The organism is Ramlibacter sp. P4_H7 (assembly GCF_056400765.1).
The window spans coordinates 169,290-183,255 of sequence record NZ_JBFUKP010000008.1; the positions used below are offsets into that span (position 1 = coordinate 169,290).

Consider the following 13,966-nt stretch of genomic DNA (forward strand, 5'->3'; position numbering starts at 1 on the left):
GCCATGGGGGGCGTGGGGTCGTGGGAGGCGTCGCAAAGTCCTGTAGGAGCCGCTCCCCTAAGATCGGGGAATGTCCAGCCTGCCTGCCCCGGTGTCGCGCCGCCCCGTCCACACCCGCAACATCCGCTTCGAAGGTTTCCTGCGCGACGATGACCTGTGGGACATCGATTGCGAACTGAGCGACACCAAGTCCAACCCGATCCACATGCGCGAACGCGGCACGCTGCCGCCCGGCGAGCCGGTGCACCTGCTGCGCGTGCGGCTCACGGTCGACGACCACTTCACCATCCGCGCGGTGCAGACCGCTGCCGTGAACACTCCGTTCGGCGAATGCCAGTCGGCCGCCGATGCGCCGATGCAAAAGCTCGTGGGCCTCACCATGGGCCCCGGCTGGCGCAAGAAGATCGAGGGCGCCATCGGCGGCGTCGCCGGTTGCACCCACCTGCGCGAACTGGTGTTCAACGCCGCCACCGCGGCCTTCCAGATGATCCCGCACCACCGCGCGCTGCAGCGCGGCCAGAAGGACGACAGCGCCACCGCCGACGGCAAGCCGCCCTTCTACATGGGCCAGTGCATGACCTGGGCCTTCGACGGCCCGGTGGTGCAGCGGCTGGCGCCGCACTTCTACCGCGCGCCGCAGCCGCTCAAGAAGACCGGCTGAGTCAGGCCGGCACCGGGGCAGGATCACGCGGGCCCCAGTGGCTCAGGCGCACCCCGAGCGCCGTGAGCAGCCCGTACAGGGCCATCGCGCCGCCGACCAGCGAGAACAGCATCCACGGTTGCGCGCCTGCGCCGAGCGCGCTGCCCAGCACCAGCACGAACAGGAAGCGAGCGAAGCCCGCCGCCACCGGCGCCGCCACCTTGCCCGCGCCCTGCGCGGCGAAATAGAGCGTCAGGCCCAGCCCCAGGAAGGGGAAGCCGGCGCCGGCGCAGCGCAGGTAGGTGCGCGCGTGCGCCAGCACGCCGGCGTCGCGCGTGAACCAGCCGGCCCACGCGTCGGGCCACAGCACGACGACGAAGCCGATCGCGCCCAGCAGGGCCGCCGACACCGCGCCGGCGGTCCAGGCGACGCGCCGCGCCCGCACGATGTCGCGCGCGCCCACCGCCATGCCGACCATGGGCACGGCCGCGACGCCGACGCCGAAGGCGATCGGCACCAGCAGGAACTCCAGCCGCGCGCCGATGCCGTAGCCGGCCAGTGCCTCGGGCCCGTGCCCGGCCACGAACGAAGTCACCGCCAGCACCGTCCCCACCGTCAGCAGCGGCGACAGGCAGGCCAGCGCGCCGACGCGCAGGATGTCCTGGAACAGCGGCCACTGCAGCGCGATGCCGCGCAGGTCCAGCCGCACGCGGGTCTGGCCGCTGCGCACGTAGCGCCACAGCACGCCGGCGGCGAGCCAGTACGCGATCACCTGGCCCAGCGCGACGCCGGGCATGCCCAGCCGCGGCGCGCCGGCCAGGCCCAGGCCCAGCGTCGCGCCGATCGCCACCTGCACCAGCGAGACGCCCAGGATCGCCGCCGACGGCACGCGCATGTCGCCGCTGCCGCGCACCAGGGAGATCAGCGTGTTGAAGAGCCAGATCGCGGGGACCGCGCCGAACACCCACGCGCCGTAGCGCCCCGCCTCGGCCAGCACCTCGCCGCTGCCGCCCCGGCCGGCCAGCAGGCGGAAGAACAGCGGCCCGGCCGACCACATCAGCACCGTGAAGACCAGGCCCAGCACGGTGCCGATGCACAGGGCGTGCACGGCCAGCGCCCGCGCGCGCTCCGGCTGGCCGCCGCCCAGCGCGCGGCTGATGGCCGACGACACGCCGCCGCCCATGGCGCCGGACGAGAACATCTGCATCAGCATCACGAAGGGGAACACCAGCGCCATGGCCGCCAGCGCGGTCTTGCCCAGCAGGCCCACGTAGACCGTCTCGCCGATGCCGACCGCGGTGGCGGCGACCATCGCGAACACGTTGGGCACCGCGAGGCGCAGCAGCGTCGGAAGGATCCGCCCTTGCAACAGCGGGCTGGCCACCGTCAGCCGCCTTCCAGCAACCAGGCGCGCGCCTCGTCTTCGCCGCGGAAGCCGCGCAGGTGGAAGTCATGGCGGGCTGCGACCTTCTGGCTGTTGTAGCTGTCGGGATCGTCGGGCACGACGGTGGCCAGGCGCTGCAGGTGCTGCAGCTTGCGCACCACCAGTTCGCCGATGAAGAACTGGTCGCTGAAGTAGAGCCGGCCGACCACGCCGCGCAGGTCGACCATCACGAGCCGGTCATGCGCAGCGATCGTCTCGCTGGCCGCCTGGTCGATCAGGTCGGCGTAGTTCTTGAGGGACGCCGGGCCGCTCGCCTGGTAGCGCACGTACCGCGGCAGGCGCTCCACAACGATATTGAACGGCATGCGGCCTCCCGGTAGCGCGCCATTCTAGGACGCCTTCCGCACGGCCGCCTTCGCAGCGGCCGCACGCTCGAGCAGCAGGTCGCGCTCGCGACCGTTGCCAGCCAACGCCGCCGCTTCCTCGAACGCATCGCCCGCCTCGCCGTGACGGCCCAGCTTCGCGAGCAGGTCACCGCGCACGCTGGGCAGCCACTGGTAGCGGCGCAGGGCGGGGTCGTCGCGCAGCCGCTCGACGATCGCCAGCCCGGCGGCGGGACCGTCGGCCATCGAGACCGCCACCGCGCGATTGAGCTCCACCACCGGCGACGGCGCCACCTCCGCCAGGGTGGCGTACAGCGCGGCGATGCGGGTCCAGTCGGTTTCCACGGCGCTCGGCGCGCGAGCGTGGCAGGCCGCGATGGCCGCCTGCAAGGCGTACACCCCGTGCCCACCTCCGAGCTGCCCGGCGCGCTCCAGGGCCGCGAGCCCGCGCCGGATCAGCAGCCGGTCCCAGCGCTTGCGATCCTGGTCGGCCAGCAGGATCGGCCGGCCCGCGCCGTCCGTGCGCGCGCCCATGCGCGACGCCTGCAGCTCCATCAAGGCCAGCAGGCCGTGCACTTCGGGCTCGCGCGGCGCGATCTCCGCCAGCATGCGGCCCAGGCGCAGTGCCTCGTTGGCGAGCTCGGGCCGCATCCAGTCGCTGCCCGCCGTGGCGGTGTAGCCCTCGTTGAACACGAGGTACACCACCTCGAGCACGGAGACCAGGCGCTCGGCCAGTTCCGCGCCGCGCGGCACCTCGTAGGGAATCTTCGACTCGCTGAGCGTGCGCTTGGCGCGCACGATGCGCTGCGCGATCGTGGGCTCCGGCACCAGGTAGGCGCGCGCGATCTCGTGCGTGGTGAGGCCGCCCAGCAGCCGCAGCGTGAGCGCCACCCGCGCTTCGGTCGAGAGCACCGGGTGGCAGGCCGTGAAGACCAGGCGCAGCAGGTCGTCGCCGATGTCGTCCTGCCGCGCGGCGTCGAGGGCATCCACGAAGTCCGGCACGATCAGAGCCTCCTGTGCTTCCAGGTCCTGCCCCAGCTCGGTGAGCTTCTGGTCCTGCAGCTTGCGGTGCCGCAGGTGGTCCAGCGCGCGGCGCTTGGCGGTCGTCATGAGCCAGGCGCCCGGCTTGTCGGGGATGCCGTCGCGCGGCCAGTGCTCCAGTGCCGCGACCAGCGCGTCCTGCGCCAGTTCCTCGGCGAGGCCGACATCGCGCACCATGCGCGCGACCACGGCGACGATGCGTGCGGCATCGATGCGCCAGACCGCCGCGATCGCCTGGTGCGTGGCCGAGTGCATCCGTGCCGCTGCCGATCAGCCGGCCGGAATCGGCATGACTTCCATCACCTCCACGCCGTCGCCCGGGAACAGCGTGAAGTGCGGATGCTCGAGGAACAGGCGGGCCGCCGCATCCTGCGACTCGGCCCGGACGATGGTGAACGCGCCCAGGTTGTTGCGGATGTCGCTCACCCCCTCGCGCGAAACCCGCTTGGTCTTGCTGAGCGGCCCCCCCATTTCCACGATGACCGCCGCGTGGTCCTCGGCCCACTTCTTCCATCCGGCGATCCCTTCGCCCTCGCGCCGCCGGCGCTCCGCCTCGGGAAGCTTTTGCCAGGCGTCCATCGCGTTCGGCGAACCGGTGAAAACACATAGATAGTTCTTCATGCGAATCTCCTGAAAGGTTTCAAGCGTGCGGCGGCGCCGCGTTCGGGTCCATCCACGTGAGCTCCCACAGGTGCCCGTCCAGGTCCTCGAAGCCGTGGCCGTACATGAAGCCGTGGTCCTGCGGCGCATTCGGCGCCTTGCCGCCCGCGGCCAGCGCCTTCTTCACCAGCTCATCCACTTCGGCGCGGCTCTCGCAGGACAGGCATACCAGCACCTCGGTGCTCTCGCGCGCATCGGCGATCCGCTTCTTGGTGAAGCCCTGGAAGAAGGACTCCACCAGCAGCATGGCGAAGATGTCCTCGGAGATCACCATGCAGGCGCCCTGCTCGTTGCTGAACTGCGGGTTGAAGGAAAAGCCGAGCGCCGAGAAGAAGGTGCGCGAACGCGCCATGTCTCGGATCGGCAGGTTGACGAAGATCTTGCGGGCCATGGCGGTATCCTGTTCAGCGGTGGCCCTCGACATTGGCGTGCAGCCGGTCGAGGTTCTGTTCGTTGGCGGGGATGCAGATGGGCGCCATGCGGTCGCGCTCGCCGGCATCGTCGAAGACCTGCTGCCAGCCGACGCGCGTGCCCGCGCCTTCGTCCTGCAGGGTGATCGTCAGGTCAAAGCCGTGCGTCCTGTCTTCGTGCCGGATCACCACGCGCCGGTCCGGTTCGATCAGCGTGAAGATGTTGTGGTTTTGGTAGTCCTTGCCGTCGGGCCCGTGCAGCACGAAGCGCCAGTGCCCGCCGGGTCGGAAATCGCAGGTGTCGACCGTGCTGGTGAAGCCCGCGGGACCCCACCAGAGGGCGAGACGCTGCGGGTCGGCGATCGCGCGGTACACCTCGTCGCGGCGAAAGGGCAGCACGCGGGATGTTGCGATTTCGCGCGCGGCTTCGTCGGTCCTGTCCATTCCGGCTCCTTCAGGCGCGCCCGGCGCGCAAGTCATCACGGGGGTTCAGCATCGCGGCCTCCTCACTTGATGTCGATCTTCTCGAAGCGCTTCTTGGTCTCTTCCTCCACGATGCCGTCGAAGTCGTCCATCTCGTAGAGCTGGCGCACCTCGATGTGGCAGGCCACGCCCTCGCCGATCGGGTTGGGGAAGCGCCGGGACCATTCGACGGCCTCATCGCGGGTGCGGGTCTGGATCAGCGTGTAGCCGGCGACCAGCTCCTTGGACTCGGTGAAGGGGCCGTCGACGACGGTGCGCTTGCCGCCGTCGTAGTTCACGCGCCAGCCCTTGCTGCTGGGTTGCAGGCCCGACGCATCGAGCAGCGCGCCCGCGCGCGCCAGTTCCTCGTGGAAGGCCGCCATCGCCTGGAACAGCGGCTCGGGGTTGGGTGGAAATCGGCCGGCCTCGCTGTCGGGGGTGGCCTTGACGATGATCATGAAGCGCATGGGATGCTCCTTGTGCACGGACGGGAAGCGGCGCCCTTCGCCGGCTTCTGCATCCACGACGAACCGGGCGCGCCGGAATCGACAACCATCCGTCCGGGGGAAACCCCTAGAGGTAGCAGGGCGCGGTTTCGCGCACCTCGACCGTGGCCCATTCGGCGGCGGGGCAGCGGCTCGCCAGGGCCAGCGCTTCCTCGCGCGTCTTCACGTTCACCAGGAAGAAACCTCCCACCATTTCCTTGGCCTCGGCGAACGGCCCGTCGACCACCTGCGGCTTGCCGGCGCGGACCCGGACCCGCGCGCCCGTCTGCTGCGAGGCGAGGGATTCGACCGCCAGCAGCTTGTCCTGGCGCTTCAGCTCGTCGGCGAAATCCACCATGCGCTGGAACACGGCTTCGCCCTCCGCGCGCGTGCGCGTGCCGCGCTGGGCCGGGTCTTCGACGATCAGGAGCATGTAGGCCATGGCGGCGATGATAGTGGCGGCGCCCCGCGCGCGCCAAGCCGGGCCGTCCGGTTCACCAGCAGTCTCGTCCGCACGCGGCCGGTTCAGGCGCTCGCCCGGTTCAGCATCCGACCCAGTACGGCCAGCGCCGCGGCGACGTAGGCCAGCGCGGCCGGCACCCACATGACGAGCCCCCCGAGCTGCTGGTCGTCCACCGCGTCGATGCCCAACGCGAGGGCCTGCTCTGCGTAGGGCGCATACCAGGGCGTCGGAGCCAGGCTCAGCAGCGCGCCCAGCGCGCTCGTGTGCAGCATCGTCGCGAACAGCGACAGCGCCGCATGGCCGGGACCGTAGCGGCCGCGCGGGTCGTGCCCCAGCACCGACCACCAGAAGAACAGCGCGGTGCCCAGGAAGGACAGGTGCTGCAGGATGTGCCAGCCCTCGTGGTGCAGGGCGGCGTCGAACGCCACCGGGACGTGCCAGCCCCACAGCGCGATCGCATGCAGCGCGAACGCCCCGAGCGGATCGGTCAGCGCCGACCACGATCCGGACCAGGCCCGGTTCTGGAACGCGCGGCCGACGACGCGGCGCTGCACCGGCGGCAACGCCCAGGTCCAGGTGGCGAGCGGCCGGCCGATCACCAGCAGCGGCGCGGCCACCACCATCAGCAGTTCGTGCTGCACCATGTGCGCGGAGAACAGGCGGCTGCCCAGCGCATCCAGCGGCGTCACCAGCGCTGCCGCGAGCGCGAGCCAGCCGAAGGCGAAGCAGGCCGCCTGCGGCACGCGCACGCCGCGCCGGCTGCCTGCACGGGTCCACAACCGCTGCAGGCCCAGCGCGTAGCCCGACGCAGACAGTGCCAGCAGGACCAGCAGCCAGGGTTCGGTGTTCCAGCTGCTCCACGCCGACGGCGCGGCCGGCGCGCCGCCGGGTGCATGTGCGAAGGCCGCCGGTGCCGCCAGCAGCAGCAGGATCAGGGCTCGCAAGGCGTCAGCACCCACAGCGTGAACCACATGGCCAGGATCACCAGCGCGGACAGCGCGGCGACCGCGCTCGCCATGTTGGCGAGGAAGCGCCGGCGCCCGTGCGCATGGCCTTCGTCGCTGTCGTGCGAGCCCGGTTCGCCGCGCCGCAGCGACGATTCGCCGAAGGCCACCACCGCCATCACCACGACGATGGTGAGCGCGACCGCGGCGACGATGTGCAGCTGCAGGCGGGCCTGCGCGCTGCACGACGGCGTCACCATGGAGTAGAGCACGCTCTGCGTCGCGAGCGCGATGGTGGGCGTGACGACCAGGGCGAGCCAGCTCTTCATGTTCACAACGCCCGCGCGCCCCAATAGATCACCAGGTAGATCGGGATCCAGGTGGCCACCACGAAGTACCAGTAGAAGGAGTTCTCGCTCACGTCCACGTAGCGCTTGCCGTCCAGCGGCCCCGTGAAGAACAGCACCGCCAGGACGACGGTGTCGATCAGGTCGGTCACGATGTGGGTGGTGTGCAGTCCCAGCAGCAGCCACACGACGGACCCGTAGGCACTGCTGTCCCAGCGCGTGTTGAGCGCGGCGAACTCGAAGCCGCGGACGACCGCAAAGACCACGCCGAAGACCACGCTGGCCAGCAGCCACACCCGCACGCCGCGCAAGTCCAGCCGTTCCGCCGCCTTCTTCGCCAGGTGCGCCGGCAGGAAGCTCGCCAGCATCACGCCCGTGTTGAGCGTGCCCCACAGCAGGTCGGGCGGCCGCGAGCTGATCGGCCAGGTGTCCTGGTGGCTGCGCAGGTAGAAGTACGCCATGATCGCCAGCCCGAACACGGTGCCCTCGATCGCCATCATGCCCAGCGTGCCCCACCACATCAGGCTGCGGTGGCCGAACACCACCGTGGGCAGTTCGCCGACGTCGAGCGCCGCGCCCTTCACGACCGCTTCGTCGCTCATGGGATCTTCTCCAGCGCGAGTTCCTCTTCCGCCTCCCTGGGCTTGGGCCAGAACCAGGCGATCAGCGCGATGGTGACCGGCACGGCGCCCCACACCACCGCCCAGGGCGTGAAGATGGAGCCGATGAACAGGACGGTGGTCGCCGCGGCCGCGAGGAAGGGCCAGGGTGACGGTTCCGGGAAGGTCATGCGGCTGTCCGGCCTGGCGTCCGCCACGGTCACCGTGAGCAGCTCGCGCATGTCGGCGGCCAGCCCCGCCACGTGGTTCGGCTGGCCTTCCGGGACCCCTTGCCACAGCGGGTCGCGGCCGTGCACCACCGGCAGCGCGGGGAAGTTGCAGCTGCGCGGCGGCGACTCCGCCAGCCACTCCAGCGTGCCGGCGCCCCAGGGATCCGGCCCGGCGAACTCGCCGCGCAGCGCACTGCGCACGGCATTGACCAGCGTGAGCAGGATGCCGGTGGCCAGGGTGACGGCACCCAGGGTGGCCAGCAGGTTCAGGTCGCCCCAGCCCAGTTCCTCCGGGTAGGTGTAGATGCGCCGCGGCATGCCCTTCAGTCCCAGCAGGTGCATGGGGAAGAAGGCGACGTTGAAGCCGATGAACATCAGCCAGAAGCTCCAGCGCCCCAGGTGCTCGGACATCATGCGGCCGGTGAACTTGGGGTACCAGTAGTAGAGGGCGCCGAACAGCGGGAACACCGCGCCCCCCAGCAGCACATAGTGCAGGTGCGCCACCACGAAGTAGCTGTCGTGCACCTGCGTGTCGAGCGAGACGGACGCGAGCATCAGCCCGGTCATGCCGCCGATGACGAGGATCACGAAGAACGAGAGCACGTAGTACAGCGGCACCTTGAAGTTCAGGCGGCCGGTCCACAGCGTCGCGATCCAGCAGAAGATCTGCACGCCGCTCGGGATCGCGATCAGCATGCTGGCTGCCGTGAAGAAGGTCTTGCCCAGCTCCGGCACGTTGGTGGCGAACATGTGGTGCACCCACAGCCCGAACGACAGGAAGCCGGTGGCGATCATGGACAGCACCATCGCCGTGTAGCCGAACATGGGCCGCCGCGCGAAGGTGGGGATCATGGCGGACATGAAGCCCAGGCCGGGGATGAAGATCAGGTAGACCTCGGGGTGGCCGAAGAACCAGAACAGGTGCTGCCACAGCAGCACGTCGCCGCCCTCGCCCGGGTTGTAGAAATGGGTGGCGACCAGCCGGTCCAGGATCAGCAGCGTGCTGGCCAGCGCAACCGCCGGCATCGCGAACAGGATCATGAAGGACACCACCAGCATCGCCCACACGTACAGCGGGATGCGGTTGAGCGTCATGCCCGGCGCACGCAGCTTGAACACCGTGCCGATGATGATGATCGCGTCCAGCAGTGCCGACACCTCGGTGAAGGTGATCATCTGCGCCCAGAAGTCGGTGCGCTTGCCGGCGCTGTACTCGGGACCCGAGAGCGGGACGTACGCGAACCAGCCGGCCTCCGGGCCCGTGTTGCAGAGGAAGGCGATGTAGATCATCACCCCGCCGAACAGGAAGATCCAGTACGAGTAGGCGGTCATGCGCGGGAAGGCGGTGCTGCGCGTGCCGAGCATGAGCGGAACGAGGTAGATGGCCACCGCCTGCATCACCGGCACGGCGAACAGGAACATCATCGTCGTGCCGTGCATGGAGAAGACCTGGTTGTACAGGTCCGGCCCCATCAGCGTGTTGCCGGGACGCGCGAGCTGCATGCGCATCGACGCAGCCAGCAGGCCGCCCAGCGCGAAGAACACCAGGCAGGTGACGAGGAAGCGCCGGCCGATGGCCTTGTGGTTCACCGCGCAGAACCAGCCGAAGAAGCCGCGCGGATCGCACCAGGTGTCGTCGAGCAGGCGCGCCACCAGCTCTCCGCCGGCCAGGCCGTCCCGGGTCTTGCCCTTGTGCGGATGCGGCTTCTCGCCCATCGGGCCGCGCGTGCGTTCTTTCATTTCAGCGTTTCCAGGTAGGCCACGAGTGCGAACAGGTCCTCGTCGGACATCCGGTTGGCCGGCATGTTCACCCCGGGCTTGTGCTGGTGCGGATCCGTGATCCAGCTGGCCAGGTTCTCCGCCGTGTTGGGCAGCGTGCCGGCGGCGATCGTGCGGCGGCTCGCGACGTGCGTGAGGTCCGGCGCCTTGTGCGCCTGCGCGATCGTGCCCTGCACGGCATGGCACATCGCGCACTGGATGGACTGGAACAGCTGCTTGCCGCGCTGCGCCTGCGCATCGGTGGGCTCGGGCGCGGGCTGCAACTGCGCCTGCCGCCATTGCGCGAACTCGGCCGGCGGCTGCGCCTGCACCTCGAAGGCCATGAAGGCGTGCTGGAAGCCGCAGAACTCCGCGCACTGCCCGCGGTAGATGCCGGGCTGGTCGGCCTGGAAGGCGATGGTCGTGGTGCGGCCCGGGATCAGGTCGCGCTTGCCGGCGAGGCTGGGCACCCACAGGCTGTGGATCACGTCGCCCGACTTGAGCTCGATCAGCACCGGCCGGCCCACCGGCACGTGGATCTCGTTGGCCGTCTCGAAAGTTTCCGACACCGGCCCGTCCTTGTACTTCACGGTCCACCACCACTGGTGCGCCGTCACCTCGACGTGGATCGGCTGCTGCAGCGGCAGGCGGGCCAGCGCGCGGTCGGTGAACACGCTGGCGGCCAGCAGCGCCAGCAGCAGGATGATGGACGCGGCCACCGCCATCGTCACCGCGCGCGCCAGCCGCGGCTCGGGCACGTTCACCGTGCCCAGGTCGGGCGGCTCCGGTACGTGCACGCGGGGTGCGCGGCGGATTGCCAGGAACAGCGCCGCCATGACGGCGGCAAACACCGCACCGCACACCCCCAGGAAGATGCGCCACAGGTCGACGATGTGCGCGGCCTGCGGACCCAGCGCATGCAGCGCATCGTGCAGCCCGGGATTCATCGCACCTCCAGCGATTGCTCGGCCCGCGACACTCCCTTCTGGATGGCCGGTTGCGGGGAACGGAAGTTCTCCGGCTTGCCGGGATAGAGCGAGTCGCTGCGCGAGGGCGCGACGTCCGTGCGCACGCCGCCCCCCATGGCCCGCACGTAGGCGACGATCTTCCACACCTGGTCGTCGGGAATGTGGCCGCCGAAGGAGGGCATGCCGTTGGGCCGGCCCTGCACGATGGTGCGGAACAGGCTCTCCGGGTCGCTGCCGTAGCGCCACTCGCTGTCCATCAGCGCGGGCCCCATGCCGCCGCCGCCGTTGGCGTGGCAGCCCGAGCAGTTGTACCAGCGGTACAGGCGCTTGCCCTCGTTCACCGCGAAGGCGTTGTCGTCGTACATGCTGACGTTGTCGGCCGGTGGCTTGACGTAGCCGCCGAGCGCCATGCCCGGCTGGTTGATGCTTTGCCGGACCAAGGATGCATCGGGTCCGGCGTTCTGCCGCTCCGCCCGGAAGTGGCGTTCCTCGCGCTCGCAGCCCGAGATCATCGCGACCAGCACCAGCACCAGCAGCACCGTCCAGAACCAGGGTTTCATGGCGCCTCCTGCGGGACGCGCGGCACCCCGTACTCGGCCAGGATGTGGTCGATGTCGCCCTGCCGGCGCGCGATGAAATCGTCGAGGCGGTCGCGCAGCGCCCGGTCGCCGCGGCGCACGCCCATCGCGATGGCGAAGGCGAAGGGCTGAGCCTTCAGCGTCTCGGGCGGCGGCAGGTAGTGCAGCTGCAGCGGCGCCGCGGATTGCCGTGCGTAGTAGCCGGCCTGCGGTCCCCAGACGAAGGCCGCGTCGAGCTCGCCGCGCGCCATCGCCTGCACGATGCGCGCGGCCGCGGGCTGCTCGCCGGCGATGGGAAAGCCGACCACGTTGGCGGTGGCGCCGGCCTGCGCCAGCGCGTGGCCGGGCGGCGTGGCGGCCAGGTCGTCGCCCACGAGCTGCACGCCGATGCGCCACCGGCGCAGGCGCGGATCCGCGAAGTCGCGCGGCGGTGCGGCGTCCGGTCCGGGCTCGACCAGCATGTAGCTGGAGCGGTAGTAGGGCCGCGTGTTGAGCGTGCGCTCGAAGCCCGCCGGCACGCCGATGATGAGGTCGCACAGGCCCGCACCCATCGTCTTGCGCACGAAGCCGCGCAGGTCGGGCAGCCAGGCGTACTCCAGGGGCAAGCCGAAGTCGTCGGCGATCAGCTGGGCGATGCGGTTCTCGAAGCCGCTGCGCTGCGCGTGCGAGTACGGCAGGTTGTCGGGATCGGCGCAGACACGCAGGGACGGCCGCTCGAGGTCCTGCGCCGGCTGCGCGCCGCAGGCACTGGACGCCGCCAGCGCGGCCACCGCGGCGAGCGCGAGCAGCGAGGCGGCGCGGCGCTTCACCTGGCTGCTCCCTGCAGGCCGAACACGTACAGGTGCCCGCCCTTCTTCGTCACCGCCGGCAGGTCGCGCATCACGTTCACGAAGCCGCCGCCGGCCGTTCCGTCGCGGGAATCGAGATTGCCGGAGACGATCGCGCCCGACCAGCCGCCCACGCCGGCGAGCACGGCCACGTACTGCTGGCCGTCGGCCGCGCGGAAGCTCACCGGCTGCCCGATGACCCCGGACTCGGTCTTGAACTGCCAAAGCACCGTGCCCTTGCGCGCGTCCACCGCCTTGAACCAGCCGTCCATGGTCCCGTAGAACGCGAGGTCGCCGGCGGTGACCAGCGCGCCGCTCCACACGGGGAACTTCTCCTCGATGTCCCAGGCCTTGCGCTGCCGCACCGGGTCCCAGGCCGTGAAGCGACCGCGCATGCCGCCGGGCCCGGCGTACATCTTCAGGTCGGCACCGACGAAGGGCGTGCCCGCGATGTAGCTCACCTCGTAGGTGATCGCGTCCTGGCACAGGTTCTGGTGCGGGATGTAGAGCAGCTGCGTGCGCGGCGACCACGCCGCCGGCTGCCAGTCCTTGGCGCCGGGCGACGCGGGGCAGATGCTGCGCACGGTCTCGCCGGCACGCGGCGACTTGGCCGGGTTGTAGCGCAGCGCACCGGTCTCCAGGTCCACGCCGCTGGAGGTGGTGGTGTGGACGAAGGGCGCGGCCGAGATCACCTGCCCGCTGGTGCGGTCGATCACGTACAGGTAGCCGTTGCGGTCGGGATGCAGCAGCACCTTGCGCCGCGCGCCGGCGATGTCCAGGTCGACCAGGATGCTCTCGTTGACGCCGTCGTAGTCGTGCAGGTCGTGCGGGCTGGTCTGGTAGTACCAGATCGCCTCGCCGGTGTCGGGGCGGCGCGCGAACAGGCCCGAGGTCCACTTGTTGTCGCCGGGGCGCTGCTCCGGGTTCCAGGGCCCGGGATTGGCGGTGCCGTAGTACAGCAGGTCCGCCTCGGCGTCGTAGGAGACGAAGCCCCACACCGTGCCGCCGCCGATCTTCCACGCCTCGCCCGGCCAGGTCTTGGTGCCCAGGTCCTGGCCCTGGTCGGCACGGTAGTAGGGCTTGAAGTTGGGGCCGATCAGCACGTCCTTGTCCGGCCCGGTCGTGTACGCGCGCCAGGCGATCTTCCCGCTCGCGGCGTCGAGCGCGGTGACCCAGCCGCGCACGCCCAGCTCGCCGCCGCTGTTGCCGACGATGACCTTGCCCTTGACGGCCAGCGGCGCCATCGTCATGGTCTCGCCGTTCTTGATCTCGCCGAGCTTGGTGCGCCACAGCTCCTTGCCGGTCTTCGCATCGAGCGCGATCGTCTGGTTGTCCAGCGTGTTGAAGAACAGCCGCCCCTGCGCATAGGCGCCGCCGCGGTTGACCGTGTCGCAGCAGGCGACGCCCTTGGCCGACGCCTGCGGCTTCGGGTCGAACACCCACTTGAGCGGAAAGCCCGGCTTCGCGAGGTCGAAGGCGAACACCAGGTTGGGAAAGGGACCGACCACGAACATCGTGTTGTCGGCCACGATGGGGGCGGCCTCGTGGCCGGCGTCGAGGCCGGTCGGGTAGTGCAGCGCGAGCTTCAGCTGCGCGGCGTTGCCGGTGTGGATCTGCGCGAGCGGGCTGAAGCGGGTGAGCGCGGCGTCCTTGCCGGCCGTGCGCCACTCACCGTCGTCGACGGCGGGCTGGCCCCAGGCGGCGGCAGTGCATAAGAGGGCCACGAGGCCCGGCAAGGGTGGTCGCATCCGCACCATCTCCACGCATGAGTGAAGCCCCTTGTTCCT

17 protein-coding genes are annotated in these 13,966 nt (G+C 70.4%); 1 reads left to right on the plus strand and 16 read right to left on the minus strand.

The genetic code is table 11. The features are described from left to right. Positions 1–70: 70 nt before the first annotated feature. The gene (locus AC1DSA_RS13405) at positions 71–661 is read left to right on the plus strand and encodes a DUF2889 domain-containing protein (RefSeq protein WP_477889895.1); all 591 of its coding nucleotides are present in this window, start codon (positions 71–73) and stop codon (positions 659–661) included. Position 662: 1 nt separating this feature from the next. Here AC1DSA_RS13405 and AC1DSA_RS13410 read toward each other — a convergent pair whose 3' ends face one another. The 16 genes from AC1DSA_RS13410 to AC1DSA_RS13485 form a co-directional block, all read right to left on the minus strand. Beyond that, positions 663–2,024, minus strand: a complete 1,362-nt coding sequence (locus AC1DSA_RS13410) for an MATE family efflux transporter (protein WP_477889897.1) — start codon at positions 2,022–2,024, stop codon at positions 663–665. 2 nt (positions 2,025–2,026) lie between these two features. After that, entirely contained in the window at positions 2,027–2,389 is a 363-nt protein-coding gene (locus AC1DSA_RS13415; protein ID WP_477889899.1) for a hypothetical protein, read from the minus strand. A gap of 24 nt (positions 2,390–2,413) precedes the next feature. Continuing rightward, positions 2,414–3,703: an RNA polymerase sigma factor gene (locus tag AC1DSA_RS13420; RefSeq protein WP_477889901.1), complete on the minus strand. Its 1,290-nt coding sequence runs from the start codon at positions 3,701–3,703 to the stop codon at positions 2,414–2,416. A gap of 15 nt (positions 3,704–3,718) precedes the next feature. Further along, positions 3,719–4,069 (minus strand): hypothetical protein, encoded by a 351-nt coding sequence (locus AC1DSA_RS13425; RefSeq protein ID WP_477889903.1) that lies wholly within the window; start codon positions 4,067–4,069, stop codon positions 3,719–3,721. A 19-nt stretch (positions 4,070–4,088) separates the two neighbouring features. Continuing rightward, entirely contained in the window at positions 4,089–4,499 is a 411-nt protein-coding gene (locus AC1DSA_RS13430) for a VOC family protein (protein WP_477889905.1), read from the minus strand. 13 nt (positions 4,500–4,512) lie between these two features. After that, positions 4,513–4,962 (minus strand): SRPBCC family protein, encoded by a 450-nt coding sequence (locus AC1DSA_RS13435; RefSeq protein ID WP_477889907.1) that lies wholly within the window; start codon positions 4,960–4,962, stop codon positions 4,513–4,515. A 62-nt stretch (positions 4,963–5,024) separates the two neighbouring features. Continuing rightward, complete coding sequence (locus tag AC1DSA_RS13440) at positions 5,025–5,447, minus strand: YciI family protein (protein ID WP_477889909.1); 423 nt, start codon at positions 5,445–5,447, stop codon at positions 5,025–5,027. Between the two features lie 106 nt (positions 5,448–5,553). Beyond that, complete coding sequence (locus AC1DSA_RS13445) at positions 5,554–5,907, minus strand: YciI family protein (RefSeq protein ID WP_477889911.1); 354 nt, start codon at positions 5,905–5,907, stop codon at positions 5,554–5,556. 83 nt (positions 5,908–5,990) lie between these two features. Beyond that, positions 5,991–6,872 carry a cytochrome c oxidase assembly protein gene (locus AC1DSA_RS13450; protein WP_477889912.1) on the minus strand — a complete coding sequence of 294 codons (882 nt, stop codon included), beginning with the start codon at positions 6,870–6,872 and terminating at the stop codon, positions 5,991–5,993. Beyond that, positions 6,860–7,201, minus strand: a complete 342-nt coding sequence (locus AC1DSA_RS13455; protein WP_477889914.1) for a hypothetical protein — start codon at positions 7,199–7,201, stop codon at positions 6,860–6,862. Before AC1DSA_RS13455 ends, AC1DSA_RS13450 begins: the two co-directional genes overlap by 13 nt. 2 nt (positions 7,202–7,203) lie before the next feature. Next, positions 7,204–7,821 carry a cytochrome c oxidase subunit 3 gene (locus AC1DSA_RS13460; RefSeq protein WP_477889916.1) on the minus strand — a complete coding sequence of 206 codons (618 nt, stop codon included), beginning with the start codon at positions 7,819–7,821 and terminating at the stop codon, positions 7,204–7,206. Then, on the minus strand, positions 7,818–9,764 hold the full coding sequence (ctaD, locus tag AC1DSA_RS13465; protein WP_477889981.1) for a cytochrome c oxidase subunit I: 1,947 nt from the start codon (positions 9,762–9,764) through the stop codon (positions 7,818–7,820). Before ctaD ends, AC1DSA_RS13460 begins: the two co-directional genes overlap by 4 nt. Positions 9,765–9,784: 20 nt before the next feature. Beyond that, positions 9,785–10,753 (minus strand): cytochrome c oxidase subunit II, encoded by a 969-nt coding sequence (coxB, locus tag AC1DSA_RS13470; protein WP_477889918.1) that lies wholly within the window; start codon positions 10,751–10,753, stop codon positions 9,785–9,787. Further along, entirely contained in the window at positions 10,750–11,334 is a 585-nt protein-coding gene (locus AC1DSA_RS13475; protein ID WP_477889920.1) for a c-type cytochrome, read from the minus strand. The genes coxB and AC1DSA_RS13475 overlap by 4 nt, the downstream gene beginning before the upstream one ends. Further along, complete coding sequence (locus tag AC1DSA_RS13480; protein ID WP_477889921.1) at positions 11,331–12,161, minus strand: quinoprotein dehydrogenase-associated putative ABC transporter substrate-binding protein; 831 nt, start codon at positions 12,159–12,161, stop codon at positions 11,331–11,333. Before AC1DSA_RS13480 ends, AC1DSA_RS13475 begins: the two co-directional genes overlap by 4 nt. After that, positions 12,158–13,927 (minus strand): methanol/ethanol family PQQ-dependent dehydrogenase, encoded by a 1,770-nt coding sequence (locus tag AC1DSA_RS13485; protein WP_477889923.1) that lies wholly within the window; start codon positions 13,925–13,927, stop codon positions 12,158–12,160. Before AC1DSA_RS13485 ends, AC1DSA_RS13480 begins: the two co-directional genes overlap by 4 nt. Positions 13,928–13,966 lie beyond the last annotated feature (39 nt).